The sequence below is a fragment of the Planctomycetota bacterium genome (assembly GCA_021414025.1).
In the GTDB taxonomy this organism is placed as follows: Bacteria; Planctomycetota; Phycisphaerae; order Phycisphaerales; family SM1A02; genus SYAC01.
In genome coordinates this window covers 26,456-40,487 of the sequence record JAIOPG010000002.1, presented here as the reverse complement: position 1 = coordinate 40,487, position 14,032 = coordinate 26,456, and the positions used below count along the sequence as shown (strand labels likewise).

Here is a 14,032-nt window from a genome sequence, read left to right as displayed (position 1 = left end):
CGCGTCGACCATTCGCATTGCCATTGAAGGAAAAACCATGAAGACCGTCATCCTGGCCTACCACGAGCTCGGCGCCGCCGGGCTCAAAGCAGCTCTTCGAAATGGCCTGGATGTGGTCGCGGTGTTCACCCACCGCGACGATCCCTCCGAGGGCGGCTGGTACGCCTCGGTGGCGCGAGAAGCCGCCGCCGCGGGCATCCCCGTGCACGCGCCGGAAAAACTTGATCACCCGATCTGGATCGAGCGCATCCGCGAGATGAAGGCGGACCTTCTGCTGTCCTGCCACTATCGGCTGATGGTGGGTCCGAAGGTGCGCGAGCTCTTCCCCAAGGGCTGCATCAACCTGCACTCGGCCATGCTGCCCAAGTACCGCGGCCGCTGCCCGATCAACTGGGTGCTGGTCAACGGCGAGAGCGAGACCGGCGTCACGCTGCACCACATGAGCGACAAGGCCGACGCCGGCGACATCATCGCCCAGCGCAAGGTGGCGATCGACATCAACGACACGGCGCGCACGCTGACCGCCAAGATGAGCGCGGCAACGTCCGCGCTGCTGGACGAGGCGCTGCCGCTGGTGCGCACGGGCAAGGCGCCGCGCACTCCGCAGAACGAAAAGGACGCGACCTCCTTCGGGCGGCGCACCCCCGAGGATGGCGTCATCGACTGGACGAAGTCCTCCGAGGAGATCCGCAACCTGGTCCGCGCCGTGGCCCATCCCTGGCCCGGCGCCTTCACCTTCGCGGGCGAGCGCAAGTTCATGGTGTGGAGCACGCGCACGGCGAAGGGCTCGGGACAGCCCGGCGAAATCCTGAGCAAGGATCCGCTGGTCGTGGCCTGCGGCACGGGCGCCCTGGAGATCGTCGAAGCCCAGCCCGCCGAGGGCGTGTGGAGCTCCGGCGCCCAGATCGCCAAGGACATGAACCTGGTCGCCAAGATGAAGCTGGGCAAGCGCGTGCTGACTGCGCAGAAGAAAACCACCTCGGTGCTGATCCTGGGCGTCAACGGCTTCATCGGCAGCCACCTGACCGAGCGGCTCCTGAAGAGCGAAAATTACGAGGTCTTCGGCATGGATCTGCGCTCGGACAACATCGGCACCATCGCCGAGCACCCGCGCTTCCACTTCATCGAGGGCGACGTCTCCATCAACCGCGAATGGGTCGAGTACCACGTCCGCAAATGCGACGTGATCCTGCCGCTGGTCGCCATCGCCACGCCGATCGAGTACGTGCGCAACCCGCTGCGGGTCTTCGAGCTCGACTTCGAGGAAAACCTTCGCGTGGTGCGCGACTGCGTGCGCTACAACAAGCGCATCGTCTTCCCCAGCACCAGCGAGGTCTACGGCATGTGCAAGGACGAGCACTTCGACGAGGAGACCTCCAACCTGGTCACCGGGCCGATCCACCGTCAGCGCTGGATCTACAGCGCCTCCAAGCAGCTGCTGGACCGGGTGATCTGGGCCTATGGCGCCCAGCGCGGCCTGCAGTTCAGCCTCTTCCGCCCCTTCAACTGGCTCGGCCCGCGGCTGGACACGCTGGACTCGGCGCGGATCGGCTCCTCGCGGGCCATCACGCAATTAATCCTGAACCTGGTCGAGGGCACGCCGATCCTGCTGGTCGACGGCGGCGAGCAGAAGCGCTGCTTCACGGACGTGGACGAGGGCATCGACTGCCTCTTCCGCATCATCGAGAACACCGGCGGCAAGGCGACCGGCGGCGTCTTCAACATCGGCAATCCCGACAACGAGGCGAGCATCCGCGAGATGGCGGAGATGCTGGTCGAGGCCTTCGACCGCCACCCGCTGCGGGCCTGCTTCCCGCCCTTCGCCGGATTCGAGGAGATTGAAAGCGCCCGCTACTACGGCAAGGGCTACGAGGATGTGCAGCACCGAACGCCGAGCATCCGCAACGCCAGGACCATTCTGGGCTGGCAGCCGAAGATCTCGACGCGCGAGAGCGTGGAGCGGACCATGGACTGGTTCATCCGCCAGCATGCGAAGTCGCACAACCTGACCGCTCCCGCCGGAGCCCCCTCCACGGAGAGCAAGAAAGTCTCCGCGACCCGCAGCCCGTCGCGCTGACTCGCACCCCCCGTGGCCATCGCCCTTCGCGTGGATGTGGACACCGTTCGAGGAACCCGCGACGGGATTCCCCGGCTGCTCTCCATCCTGGAGCGGCATGGCGTGCGCGCCACCTGGTACCTGACGCTTGGCCCGGACAACATGGGACGGCACGCCTGGCGCCTGCTGCGACCGGCCTTTTTCATGAAGATGATGCGATCGCAGGCGGCCTCGCTCTACGGCTACGACATTCTCTTTCGCGGAACGCTCTGGCCGGGCACGGTGATCAGCCGGCATTTCAAGGAGCAGCTGCGCATGCCGGGCAAGGCGGGACAGGAAGTCGGCGTGCACGCCTGGGACCACCATCGCTGGCAGGTCGGCATCGACGCGCTGACCGACTCTGCGCTTGAGGCGCAGTTAAATTTGGCGTGCGACGCCTTCGAGCAGGTGATCGGCCGCGAACCCGAGAGCGCCGCCGCGCCGGGATGGCGCTGCAGCGAGCGCGTGCTGGGTTTCGCCCGCTCGCGCCGCTTCCGCTTCCGCAGCGACTGCCGCGGTCCCGCCCGACCCTTCCGTCCGCGCGTGGACGGCGCCGCGCTCGATCAGCCGCAGATTCCCGTGGACCTTCCCACCTACGACGAGGCCGCGCTTCCCCGCGAGGGCCGCGATGAAGCCTGGAACGAGCGACTGCTCGGGTTGATTTCCGATGGCAAGCCCCATGTGCTGACCGTGCACGCCGAGAGCGAAGGCGGGGCCAAATCCGCGTGTTTCGACGACTTTCTCGGCAGGTCCCTGGCCGCGGGACACCGGTTCACGCCGCTGAGCTCGATGCTTCCGGCGGAGGCGTCCTTTCTGGAGAGCGGAACCATCGGACCCGGAAGCATTCCCGGCCGCGAAGGGTGGGTTTGCGTGCGAACGGATACTCTGCAGCGGACATGAGCGCACGAGCGATCGCGGTCCGCACCGCCCTACTCTTCCTGCTGATCTACCTGATTCCACTCGCGCTGCGGCCGATCATTTCGCCGGATGAATCCCGCTACGGGGCGATCGCGCTGGAGATGCTGCACAGCAAGGATTGGTGGACGCTCAAGCTGCTGGGGCTGCGCTACTACGAGAAGCCGCCGCTGGGGTACTGGCTCACCGCCGCAAGCATGTCGCTCTTCGGCGAGAACGCCTGGGCACTGCGCCTGCCCGCGGCACTGGCGGCGCTGGCCACCGCGGTCGCCACCGGGCGCATCGCCGCGCGGGTGTCCACACTCCCCGGTATCGGCGGCGCCGCGTGCCTGGTGCAGCTCACGCTCATCTTTCCCTGGGTCTTTGGCAGCGTGGCGATCCTTGACGGCGTTTTCACCGCGTTCGTCACCGTGTGCGTGGCGCTCTTCGTGCACGCCGCCACGGAAGCGCGTGCCCGGCGGAGACTGGGGTTTCTCGCCCTCAGCGGCGTCGCGGCGGCGGCGGCCTTCCTGACCAAGGGCTTCCTGGGGCTCGCCATTCCGGCGCTGATCGCAGGAGGCTGGCTGCTCTGGCAGCGCCGGATCCGCGATCTTCTCCTGCTGCCGATCGTGCCGATCCTGGCCGCGGCCGCGGTCGCCGCGCCGCTGATTCTGGTCCTGCACCAGCGCAATCCCGGATTCTGGAACTACTTCTTCTGGGTTGAGCACGTGCGCCGCTTCACCGCGCCCGACGGCAACCAGCACCCCGAGTCGTGGTGGTTTTTCCTGCCGCTGATTCCGCTGGGCGCGCTGCTGTGGTCGCTCAACATCGAGAAGATCGCCAAGGGTTTTCGCCGCTCGCTCTTCCACAGCCACGGCCTGTCGCTCTGCGCCGCATGGATCCTGCTGCCCCTGCTGCTGCTCTCGGCCAGCAGCGGCAAGCTGCCCTCCTACATCCTGCCCGTCTTTCCGCCGGTGGCGATCCTGATCGCGGCGTCGCTGCTCCAGTATTTGAGCATCGCGACGCGCAGGACCTGGTGGATGGACCGGGCCGGCCAGTGGATGCTGGTCGCGGCGGCGCTGCTGTCGGCGACGCTGATCATGACCGGCCACCGTTGGATCTACGCCGAGCCGCTCTGGCACGGCGATGAGCGCACGCGCTTCGGCGTGCTCGCCCTGGCCCTGCTCGCGTGGGCGGCGCTGGACCGCTGGACCCAGCGCGCCAAGGACCCTGCGTGGCGGCTGACGCGGATGGCCTTTTCGCCGGCGCCTCTCTTTATGGTTATTCCGCTGCTTTTTCCCGTTGCAATGGTGGAGCGCAGCCGGACGGCGGTCGAATCCCTTCGCGGCCCGTCGGCGGAGATCGCGCGGGCCGCGACCATCCTGTCGGACTGCTCGGTCGCGACCTCGGTCGCCTACACCACGGGCCGCTTCGACATGACCCTGATCGGGCCGCCGGGCGAGTTGGACAACGAGTTGAAGCTGCCCGAGGAGAAGGCGCGGTTCATCGCCCGCGACGCGATGATGGGGCGGATCGCCCAGGCGCAGGCCCGCGGCCCGGTCGCTTTGATCCTCACCAACAACGACTTGAAGGCCTTCCACGAGCCCGGCGCGCCCAGGCCCCAGAGCGAATTCCGCGACGCCGACATCTCGGTCGCGCTCTTCCCGGCCGCGAAATAGTTTCGCGACGCGTCCCTCCACGATTCAATCGAGCAGCTTTTCCACCGGGATCGAGCAGGGCGTCGAGTTGCGGTACTCGAATCCGACCTTGTCGTAGAAGGGCTGCGCTTCGATGCGAGCATCCAGCAGCAGCGCCGGAACCCCCAATCGCCGCGCCTCGCCGGCGAGGAAGCGCAGCATGGCGCGACCCGCGCCGCCGCCGCGCCGGGACTTCGTCACCACCAGGTCGTCCACCCGCAAATGGGAACCTCGCGAGAGCCCGTGGTTGGGATGGACGCCGGCGAGACAGACCAGCTGTCCCTCCCGGAATCCGCCGGCCATGCGATAGCCGTTGACGGAGTGAATCTCGCGGACAGTGGCCACGAAAGCATCACGCGATAATTCTTCGCGCAGCTCACGCATCAGGTCGAAGGCGGCGTCGATCTGCGCGTCCGATTCAAGCCAGCGAAATTCAAGCGGAGCACGCGTCACTCAAGCCTTCGCTTCGCTCTGCTCGGGATACTTGGAGCGCGCCGCGCGGATGCGCTCAAGGCGCTCGAAGAAAATCTCCAGCAGTTCCAGGTCGAAGGCCTTGCCGCCCTGGCTCCGCATCTCCTCCTCCACCTTGTCGGCGGTCCAGGGCTCCTTGTAGGCGCGGCGGCTGGAAAGCGCGTCGAACACGTCGGCGATGGCCACGATGCGCGCGAAGAGCGGAATGTCGTCGCCGGCGATCCCGGTCCGGGGCAGCTCCTGCTTCGAGAGGGCGGGAATGTCGTTGCCCAGATTTTCGGTGCTCACCGGTCCGGGGTAGCCCTTGCCGTCCCATCGCTCATGGTGGTGCATCGCGACTTCGCGGGCGGCCTCGTCGTGCGGGCCGTGGCCCGGCAGCAGCGCGGCGCCGAGCAGGGTGTGGTGCTTCATCGTGCCGTATTCCTCGTCGGTCAGCTTGCCGGGCTTCTTCAGCACCAGGTCGCTGATGCCCACCTTGCCCACGTCGTGCAGGATCGCCGCCATCCGCAGCGTGCTCCGCGCGAACTGCACGTCCTCGTCGCGCATGCCGCGACGCTTGGCCCAGCCGTCGAAGATCTCCAGCGCCGTCGCCGAAACGCGCTTGACGTGCGAGCCGGTCTCGCTGGGATCGCGCGTCTCCGCCATCTTCACCATGCGCCACAGGATGGTCTCGTTGGCGGCGCGGCGCTCCAGCGCCATCGACACCAGGCTGGCGACGTGGCGCAGATCCGCCAACTCCTGGTCGGTGAAGGGCTGGGGACTCGAGCCGCTCTCCCGCGCCACCACCACCACGCCCAGGGTCTCACCCGAGCCCGACTTCATCGCGATCGCCGCGGCGGGCACACCATCGAGCCCCGCGGCATCCACCCAGGCGCCGCTGGAGGCGTCGATCCGTTCGACGCGCGCCGAAGCCTGCTCGATGGCCTCGGCCAGGATGCCGACCGAGCGGGTCGAGTGCCCGATGACCGCCTGCCGGGCCTTGCGTGACTTTCCCGCGTGCACTGCGTAGCCCAGCGTCAGCTCGCCGCCCTCGGCGAGAAAGATGCCGCAGAAGCGCGAGTGCGTTACCCGCGGCACGGTCTCAAGCACGCGGCCCATCAGCAGGTCGAAGTCGGTGAGCTGCGAGAAGTCCACTTCCAGCGCGCTCAGCGCGTTGGCCCGCGACTCCTGGGACTCCACGGTGCCGCGCAGCTGCCGGTTGCGCTGCACGAGCTGCTCGCGATCGGCCAGGTTTCGGGCGAAGCGGTTGAGGTCCGCGAAGAGCGCCTTGATCTCCGCGGGGCCCGCGGGCTCAAGCCGCTTCTCGAAATGACCCTGGTCCAGCGCAGTGGCGAAGCTCCGGATGGCCTGGATGGGGCGGACCATCCGCTTGGAGAGCGGCCAGGAGACGAGCACGCCCAGGAAGGCCACCACGGCGAAGGCGATGGCGGTGGTCTCGAAGATCTCCAGAAAAATGCCGGTGACCATTTCCTCGCGGGCGCCGATCAGGATCACCCCCTTGTGGTCGTCCAACGGCTCGGCGGCGCCGAAGAATCTCGCCCGCGGAGTCTGGAACCATCCCGCGGTTCGCTTGTCCACCGAAATCCTCGGCGTGTGGGCGTCCATGGGTTCGACCGAGATGATCGAGCCCACGGGTGCGTAGTCGGTGTCGGGCGGATCCTGCCGGGCGATGATGCGCCATTTATCCCCTTCCGGCACCGCGATGACCGTGCTTTCCCAGATGCTCGGCGTCTCATCCATCTCCAGATCCATGGTTTCCTTGGCTGCGTTCAATTTCTTGAAGAGCTCCGGATCGCTCTCCAGCTTCTCGATGGTCAAGCCGGAGCGGGTCAAAAAATGCGCCGTGGAGACGGCGATGTCCTGCGACCAGCCGATGGCGGCGATCTCAAGCTCTTTGCGCATGATGCGGAAGCAGAGCACGCCCATGAACAACGCGCTGATGGCGGCGACCGAAATCAGGATGAGGGTGAGTCGAAATCGGTAGCTCATGGGTCCTCGAAATGGTTTGATTGAGTGAGAAGCCACCGATCGGAATCGAACCGACAACCTCATGATTACAAATCAAGTGCTCTACCAATTGAGCTACGGTGGCAAAAATACGCTCAGGCAAGGGTACCGTGGCGCCGAAGCGCCAGTGCGACCAGCGTGACGTCGGCAGGATTGACTCCCGCCAGGCGCCCCGCCTGACCCAGCGTGGCCGGACGATGGCGAAGGATCACCTCGGCGGCCTCGGAGCGCAGGCCGCGCACCTGCAGCACGTCGAACTCCCTCGGAATCGGCACGTTCTCGCTCTCTTTTTGCCGGCGGATGTCGGTCCGCTGATGCACGAGGTACCCCGAATAGCGCAGATCGCTGGAGACTCGCGCGAGCAACTGCCGATCAACGCCTTCAACGCAGACGCTCGCGAGTTGCTCCAGCGTGGCCTCGGGCCGCCTCGCCCACTCATGCGCGCGGACGCCTTCGATCTTGCCGCGGGTGAGCGATTCGCGGATCTGTGCAAGATCCCGCTGCCGCCGTTCGTAGGCCCCCCACTGCGCGTCGCCGACCAGGCCGAGATCGCGTCCCATTGGCGTAAGCCGCTGGTCCGCGTTGTCGGCGCGAAGCGAAAGCCGGTGCTCGGCGCGGCTGGTGAACATGCGGTAGGGTTCGCGCGGCTTGCGCACCACCAGGTCGTCCAGCAGCACGCCCAGGTAGGCCTCGTCACGGCCAAGCCGGACGGGTTCCTCGCCGCGCACGCGCAGCGCCGCGTTCATGCCCGCGACCAGCCCCTGTGCCGCTGCCTCCTCGTAACCGCTGGTTCCGTTGATCTGTCCCGCGAGAAAGAGCCGCTCGACCCGCTTGGTCTCGGCGGTCGCGTCGAGTTGATGCGGCCAGACCATGTCGTATTCAACGGCATAGCCGTAGCGCAGGATCCGTGCGTGTTCACAGCCGCGCATCCCCTTGACGATGCCTTCCTGCACTTCCGCAGGCAGGCTGGTGGAGATGCCGTTGCAGTAGATCTCATTGGTGAAGAGGCACTCGGGCTCGAGAAAGACCCCGTGATGGTCGCGCTGAGCGAAGCGCACCACCTTGTCCTCCAGGCTCGGGCAGTAGCGCGGGCCGCACTCCGCCTCCATCTCGCCGGCGTACATCGGGGCGCGGTGCAGATTCGCCCGCACCAGGTCGTGAATCGCGGCGCTGGTCTCGGTTTGCCGGCACTCCACCTGCGGCAGCTTGGGAAACTCGCCCGCGGGCGTCCTGTCGCTGAATCGCTGCGGCGCTTCGTCGCCCCACTGCGGCTTCAGGTTCTCCCAGTCCAGCGTCTCCTTGGCCAGGCGCGGAGGCGTGCCGGTCTTCAAACGCCCCAGCTCGAAGCCGAGCGAAGTAAGCGCCGCGGAAATGCCGACGGCGCTGCCTTCGCCCACGCGTCCGCCCGGAGTCTTCGTCTCGCCCGTGTGCATCAGAGCCCGCATGAAGGTTCCGGTGGTCAGCACCACGGCCCTGGCGGCGATGGTGAGCGCTGAAGTCGTGGCGGCGCTTTCGGGATCGGCGACATAGATCGGCCTCGCCTGCTGCGCGCCGCTGTCGTTGGCGTGCAACGCCCCCGGATCCACGATGAAGCGACGGGCTCCAACGGCCAGCGTCACGCCGACGCACACACCGTCGCGCACCTCGATGCGCTCGACGGTTCCGGCGCAAACCTGAACGCCATGCCGGGCCACGATCCGCTGCACTTCGGCGGGATAGGCGTGCTTGTCGCACTGGGCGCGCGGCCCCCACACCGCGGGACCCTTGGAGGCGTTGAGCACGCGGAACTGGATGCCGGCGCGGTCGGCGGCCTCGCCCATCACGCCGCCCAGCGCGTCAATTTCCCTCACCATTTGTCCTTTGGCGAGACCCCCGATGGCCGGGTTGCAACTCATGGCTCCGATTCGGGTTGGATCCATCGTGATCATCAGCACCCGCGCGCCGCTGCCGAGCATGCGCGACGCAGCCGCCGCGGCCTCCACGCCCGCGTGCCCGCCGCCAATCACGATGACATCCGCTGCATCCATCACGCAAGCCTAGCGAAGAACCCCGTTCCTTTGAAATGTTCGCCGTGCGCATCGGGATCAGCGCCGCGCGTGCACCTCGCGACAGCCCTTACACTGGCCGCCCATGTACCAGAACATTCGAGCGCGGCGTGGCGCAAAGCCCTGCACCCTGATCTTCCTCTTCGACGGCGACAAGTCCATCCGCGGTTCCAAGCACGCGGCGGCGGTCGCCGCGGCCCTGGCGCATCCCGGGTTCCGGGCCGACAACGGCGAGGCGGTATCCGCCGGCAAGAACATTCTCGCCCTGGGCCTCGGGGAGCGGAAATCATTTTCGGCCACCAGCATGCGCATCGCCGGCGCCCGCCTGGCCAAGACCCTGGCGCGCATGAAGGTCGGCGCACTCGAAGTCGAAGTGCCCGCGGGCATCGACCGCCGCCACACGTCGCCGGGCACGCTTGGTCAGAGCTTCGCCGAGGGCATCTCGCTGGCTGCGTGGCGCTTTGATGACTTCGACGGCAAGGCGACGAAGAAGACCAAGAAGCTGCCGAGCCTCGACCTGCACTCGAGCGACAAGGCCTTCCTCGCGGGCATGTCCCGCGGCGTCACCATCGCCTCCGCCGTCAACGCGGCCCGGGCCATGGCGGCGACTCCACCCAACATCTGCCTTCCCGACTGGGTGGCGCAGCAGGCGAAGAAACTCGGCCGCACCAGCGGCCTGCGCACCCGCGTGATCGGCTTCAAGGAGGCGCAGAAACTGGGCATGGGCGGCATCGTGAACGTCGGCAAGGCCAGCGCGTCCAAGCCCTGCCTGATCATGCTGGAGCACAAGCCGCGCACGATCGCCCCGCGCTCGCGGAACCAGCACATCGTGCTGGTCGGCAAGACCATCACCTACGACACCGGCGGTTATTCGCTCAAGGTGAACAATGGCATGAAGGGCATGAAGTACGACAAGTGCGGAGGCATGGCCGTCATCGGCGCCATGCGGGCCATCGCGGCCCTGAAGCTGCCCATCCACGTGACCGGCGTGCTGCCGACCGCGGAGAACATGGTGGGCGGTGACAGCTACCGCCCCGACGACATCATCACCATGCACAACGGCGTGACGGTCGAAGTGACCAACACCGACGCCGAGGGCCGGCTGGTGCTGGCCGACGCCTTGAGCTACGCGTGCCGGACCATGAAGCCGACCGCGATCATCGACCTGGCCACCCTCACCGGCGGAGTCGTGGTCGCGCTGGGCCACTTCAGCGCCGGCCTCTTCTGCGAGAACGAGCCGCTGCGCCGCAAGGTGGAGGAGGCCGCCGCCGCCGCGGGCGAGGCGGTGTGGCGCCTGCCGCTGTGGAAGGAGCACCGCGATTTCATGCGCGGCCAGCACGCAGACCTGATCAACAGCAATCCGCAGCGTTCGGCGCATCCCATTCAGGGCGCCGCCTTCCTGAGTTTCTTCGTCGACGAGAAAATGCCCTGGTGCCATCTGGACATCGCCGGCATGGCCAACACGGAGAGCAACCAGGACCTCGGCGCCGCCGGCCCCACCGGCTGGGGCGTGCGCACTCTGGTCGAGCTGCTCAGCCGCTGGTCTGGGGTTTCGTAGCCGACGGGTTCTGGCCGTTCTCGATCATCGCGATCTTGGCGAGGCGCCGCTCATGGCGGCCGCCGTCGAACGCGGTGCGGAACCACATGTCCACGATGCGCTTCATCAACGTCTGTCCGAGCAGGTCGGCGCTAAGGCAGAGCACGTTGGCGTCGTTGTGTGTGCGGCTCAATTGGGCGCTCAGTTCGTCCTGGGCCAGGGCGGCGCGGATCCCCTTGATCTTGTTGGCGGCGATGCACATGCCGATGCCGGTTCCGCAGATCAGGATGCCCCGATCCGCCTCCTTGTTGGCGACGGCGATGGCCACATGCCAGGCGGAGTCGGGATAGTCGGACATCTGACCGCCGCTGTCTCCCAGCAAGTTGACCTCATGCCCGTCGGTCCGGAGCTGGGTCAGCAGCGTCTGGGCGACATGGTTCCCGCGGTGGTCCGAACCCAGCACGATTTTCACTTGGTCACCGTCATTTCAGGTTCTCCGCCAGCTGCTTGGGAATGATCTTCATGAAGCGGTTCGACAGGGCATCGTAGGCCGACTGGCCCTTGCCGATGGGATCGTCGATGTCCCCCTTGGGATCGAGCAGCACGATCCTATCCTGATTCTCGTCATGGTCGACCAGCCGTTGCGCGGCCAGCAGGTGGCTTTCCGTCATCACAAAGGTCACGTCGGCCTTGCGGATCATGGCCGGAGTGACGCGTTTGCTGTGCCCCTCATGGGCGATGGCGAGCTTGTCCAACGCCGCCACGGTTTCGCGGCTCACCGGAAGGCCATCCCCCGCGGACAATCCGGCGCTGGCGAAGAAGACATCCTTCGAGAGACCCGGCACGGCACCCCGATCGACGAGCGCCCGGGCAATCGCCTCCGCCATCGGCGAGCGGCAGGTGTTGCCGGTGCAGAGGAAGAGCACCGTTTTCATAGGGCGCGTAGGGTACAACTTTTGGCCCGCGCTCGCCGCGCAAAACTGCTGTAGCATCCCTGCCACGCCCTCGTAGGGCCTTCAACCGAGACACCCGTGGAATTTGTCACATTTGAAGAAGCGTGGTCCCTCCTCCGCCGGCTTGGCGTGACCAAGGCGACGGACACCCCGAAGGAATTTCGACTCGAGCTCGCCGACTCCCCCTCCGTGGTGGTGATCGATGTCGCCGCCGCCGATCACGCCGAGATCAAGTCGCTTCCGGCCGACCTGCGCCGCGTCCCGCGCAACGCGATCGCCAATTTCATCGAGGCCCTGGTGCACAAGATGCACCTGCAGCGCACCTATCTGATTCCCGTGGGCAACTGGCGGAAGGTCTTCGAGGCCGTCAGTCCGGGCATGGCCTCCAGCCCCGCCTGGCGGATGGTGGACGCGGCCGCCTGCGTCGAGTTGAACACGCGGGATCCGCTGGTTTTCACGCTGGCCGATGCCCACACTTTGCGCGACCTCATCCGGGTGATTCTCAAGGACGGACGCGGCATCGAGCACGGGGTGACCCTGTGCAGCGATGGCGCCCCGCTGGTGATCGAGGTCATGCCGGCCGGTGAAATGATCATTTTCGCGGGCCGTCCGGAACTGGCCCGACAGTGCACCGAACTGCTGGCCCACGTCAAGGCGGATTGACTCAATTCGATCGGCGGGCCGCGCTCACTTGACCGCGGCGAACTTCGCCTCGGCCGGTGCCGGCTCTTCTTCCGCGTCGACGGCCGCCGATCCGTTGGACTCGAATCGACTCCCGCACCCGAGGCAATGGAAGCGCGTCGAATTAGTCTGGACCGGACCCATGCGGCAGGCCGGGCAGCGGCGCCTGCGCAGCGCCCGGCGCGCCAGGATTCTCTCGACGCCCAGAAGCACTTCGCCGACGAAGACCACCAGGGCCAGGCTGAGCACACTGCCGATCACCAAGACCAGCGCGCCCAGCGGAAAAGAGAACATGCAGATGAACGCCAGCACGAAGGCGGCCAGGTATCCGAAGAACACCACGAACGGATAGGAGCGATTCAAGGCCCGCAAGACGCGCAGAATCATCCCGCGAGTTTAGGCTGCGGAAACACCTCGGTCGAGTGCTCCGGCGGCGGGCCACCGGAATTTTTATGCTGGTTACACTTCCGGTTGGGCTATTCCGGCCCGGGAACCACTCCTTATGCCTGATCAAATGAAACTGATTTGCGACCGTGCCGCTTTCGTCGACGCCGTGCAGATTGCCGCGGCGGTCGTCGCCACACGAGGCAATGTGCCCGCCCTTCTCTGCATCAAGCTGACCGCCAAGGACGGCCGGCTGCACCTGCAGGCCGCGGACAAGGACATCTCGCTCGAGATTCCAGTGGCCAGCGTCGACGTGAAATCCCCCGGCGAGGCCCTGGTGCCCGCCGAGCGACTCTCGCAGATCGCGCGGGAATGCGCCGGCTCCACCCTGGCGTTTGAATCGAACAAGTCGGTCCTCTCGATCAAGGCCGAGGGCATGCGCTTCAACGTGCACGGCTTCGATCCCAAGGAATTTCCGGCTCCGCCGCAGCTCAACTCAAAGCCCGAGTGCACCGTCAGCGCCGGGGCCTTCCGCAAGCTGGTCGGACGCACCATCTTCGCCACAGCGGTGGAGAACAATCGCTACGCCATCGGCGGCGTCCTGGTGGAACGCGTGGGCAAGCGCCTCCGCCTGGTGGGCACCGACGGCCGCCGCCTGGCGGTGGCCAAGGGCGAATGCCTTTCCGCGACCGAAAGCGACTCCTCGGTGATCGTGCCGACCAAGGCGCTCAATCTGCTCAATCGACTTTCCGTCGACCCGGAGGATCCCATCGAGATTTCCAAGGCGGAGGGCCGCCTGGTCTTCTCCATCGGCAAGGGTCCCGACGCCGCCAAGCTGGTGACCAGCCTGATCGAGGGCACCTTCCCGCCTTTCGACGACGTGATCCCCAAGGAGCACGACCGCCGCGTCACCTGCGACGTCGCGGCGCTGACCGCCGCCGTGCGCCGTTCGAGCGTTCTGACCAGCGAGCAGAGCAAGGGCGTCAAGATGAGCTTCACCCCGACGCAGCTGACCCTCTCGAGCAGCTCGCCGGATGTCGGCGACTCGGAGATCACCATGCCGCTGAGCGGATTCCAGGGCGAGGCGATCGAGGTCGGATTCAATCCCCACTACATCATCGACGCGCTCAAGATCGTCGATGCGACCGAGGTCACCATCGAGCTCAAGGCCACCAACAAGCCCGGCGTGCTCCGCATCGGTCAGGAATTCACCTACGTGATCATGCCGCTGAACGTCTAAGCAGCGGACGATGCCGCCCTTCGGCAAG

12 protein-coding genes and 1 tRNA gene are annotated in these 14,032 nt (G+C 66.6%); 6 read left to right on the top strand and 7 right to left on the bottom strand.

Going from position 1 to position 14,032, the window contains the following annotated elements; genetic code table 11:
* Positions 1 to 37 precede the first annotated feature (37 nt).
* From arnA to K8R92_00665, 3 genes are read left to right on the top strand one after another with little or no spacing between them, the layout of a single operon-like run.
* Positions 38 to 2,077: a bifunctional UDP-4-amino-4-deoxy-L-arabinose formyltransferase/UDP-glucuronic acid oxidase ArnA gene (gene arnA, locus K8R92_00675; GenBank protein ID MCE9618408.1), complete on the top strand. Its 2,040-nt coding sequence runs from the start codon at positions 38 to 40 to the stop codon at positions 2,075 to 2,077.
* A gap of 12 nt (positions 2,078 to 2,089) precedes the next feature.
* Complete coding sequence (locus K8R92_00670) at positions 2,090 to 2,995, top strand: 4-deoxy-4-formamido-L-arabinose-phosphoundecaprenol deformylase (protein ID MCE9618407.1); 906 nt, start codon at positions 2,090 to 2,092, stop codon at positions 2,993 to 2,995.
* Positions 2,992 to 4,668, top strand: a complete 1,677-nt coding sequence (locus K8R92_00665; GenBank protein MCE9618406.1) for a glycosyltransferase family 39 protein — start codon at positions 2,992 to 2,994, stop codon at positions 4,666 to 4,668. Before K8R92_00670 ends, K8R92_00665 begins: the two co-directional genes overlap by 4 nt.
* Before the next feature lie 24 nt (positions 4,669 to 4,692).
* Here K8R92_00665 and K8R92_00660 read toward each other — a convergent pair whose 3' ends face one another.
* The 4 genes from K8R92_00660 to K8R92_00645 all read right to left on the bottom strand — a co-directional run bounded on the left by K8R92_00660 (position 4,693) and on the right by K8R92_00645 (position 9,194).
* A complete protein-coding gene (locus tag K8R92_00660) occupies positions 4,693 to 5,139 on the bottom strand; it encodes a GNAT family N-acetyltransferase (GenBank protein MCE9618405.1) in 447 nt (148 codons plus the stop codon).
* Positions 5,140 to 7,146 (bottom strand): HD domain-containing protein, encoded by a 2,007-nt coding sequence (locus K8R92_00655; GenBank protein ID MCE9618404.1) that lies wholly within the window; start codon positions 7,144 to 7,146, stop codon positions 5,140 to 5,142. It lies immediately after the preceding gene.
* Between the two features lie 30 nt (positions 7,147 to 7,176).
* A tRNA-Thr gene (locus K8R92_00650) sits at positions 7,177 to 7,249 on the bottom strand.
* Positions 7,250 to 7,259: 10 nt separating this feature from the next.
* Positions 7,260 to 9,194 (bottom strand): tRNA uridine-5-carboxymethylaminomethyl(34) synthesis enzyme MnmG, encoded by a 1,935-nt coding sequence (locus K8R92_00645; protein ID MCE9618403.1) that lies wholly within the window; start codon positions 9,192 to 9,194, stop codon positions 7,260 to 7,262.
* Between the two features lie 100 nt (positions 9,195 to 9,294).
* Here K8R92_00645 and K8R92_00640 point away from each other — a divergent pair, with 100 nt between their 5' ends.
* Positions 9,295 to 10,767, top strand: a complete 1,473-nt coding sequence (locus tag K8R92_00640) for a leucyl aminopeptidase family protein (protein ID MCE9618402.1) — start codon at positions 9,295 to 9,297, stop codon at positions 10,765 to 10,767.
* Here K8R92_00640 and rpiB read toward each other — a convergent pair.
* Positions 10,742 to 11,218 carry a ribose 5-phosphate isomerase B gene (gene rpiB, locus K8R92_00635; GenBank protein MCE9618401.1) on the bottom strand — a complete coding sequence of 159 codons (477 nt, stop codon included), beginning with the start codon at positions 11,216 to 11,218 and terminating at the stop codon, positions 10,742 to 10,744. The two genes, K8R92_00640 and rpiB, sit on opposite strands and share 26 nt — an antisense overlap.
* A 10-nt stretch (positions 11,219 to 11,228) precedes the next feature.
* Positions 11,229 to 11,681: a hypothetical protein gene (locus tag K8R92_00630; protein ID MCE9618400.1), complete on the bottom strand. Its 453-nt coding sequence runs from the start codon at positions 11,679 to 11,681 to the stop codon at positions 11,229 to 11,231.
* Between the two features lie 96 nt (positions 11,682 to 11,777).
* Between K8R92_00630 and K8R92_00625 the strand changes: the two genes are divergently transcribed.
* Positions 11,778 to 12,362, top strand: coding sequence for a hypothetical protein (locus tag K8R92_00625; protein MCE9618399.1), 585 nt, complete (start codon positions 11,778 to 11,780; stop codon positions 12,360 to 12,362).
* A 24-nt stretch (positions 12,363 to 12,386) separates the two neighbouring features.
* Here K8R92_00625 and K8R92_00620 read toward each other — a convergent pair whose 3' ends face one another.
* Positions 12,387 to 12,767 (bottom strand): hypothetical protein, encoded by a 381-nt coding sequence (locus K8R92_00620; GenBank protein ID MCE9618398.1) that lies wholly within the window; start codon positions 12,765 to 12,767, stop codon positions 12,387 to 12,389.
* Positions 12,768 to 12,894: 127 nt separating this feature from the next.
* Between K8R92_00620 and dnaN the strand changes: the two genes are divergently transcribed.
* Positions 12,895 to 14,004, top strand: coding sequence for a DNA polymerase III subunit beta (gene dnaN / locus K8R92_00615; protein ID MCE9618397.1), 1,110 nt, complete (start codon positions 12,895 to 12,897; stop codon positions 14,002 to 14,004).
* The last annotated feature ends 28 nt before the right edge of the window (positions 14,005 to 14,032 follow it).

Excerpts from the sequence above, each read along its gene's own strand:
- K8R92_00665 (MCE9618406.1), top strand. The coding sequence starts at position 2,992 with ATGAGCGCACGAGCGATCGCGGTCCGCACCGCCCTACTCTTCCTGCTG.
- K8R92_00630 (MCE9618400.1), bottom strand. The coding sequence starts at position 11,681 with ATGAAAACGGTGCTCTTCCTCTGCACCGGCAACACCTGCCGCTCGCCG.
- K8R92_00640 (MCE9618402.1), top strand. The coding sequence starts at position 9,295 with ATGTACCAGAACATTCGAGCGCGGCGTGGCGCAAAGCCCTGCACCCTG.
- K8R92_00620 (MCE9618398.1), bottom strand. The coding sequence starts at position 12,767 with ATGATTCTGCGCGTCTTGCGGGCCTTGAATCGCTCCTATCCGTTCGTG.
- arnA (MCE9618408.1), top strand. The coding sequence starts at position 38 with ATGAAGACCGTCATCCTGGCCTACCACGAGCTCGGCGCCGCCGGGCTC.
- K8R92_00655 (MCE9618404.1), bottom strand. The coding sequence starts at position 7,146 with ATGAGCTACCGATTTCGACTCACCCTCATCCTGATTTCGGTCGCCGCC.
- dnaN (MCE9618397.1), top strand. The coding sequence starts at position 12,895 with ATGAAACTGATTTGCGACCGTGCCGCTTTCGTCGACGCCGTGCAGATT.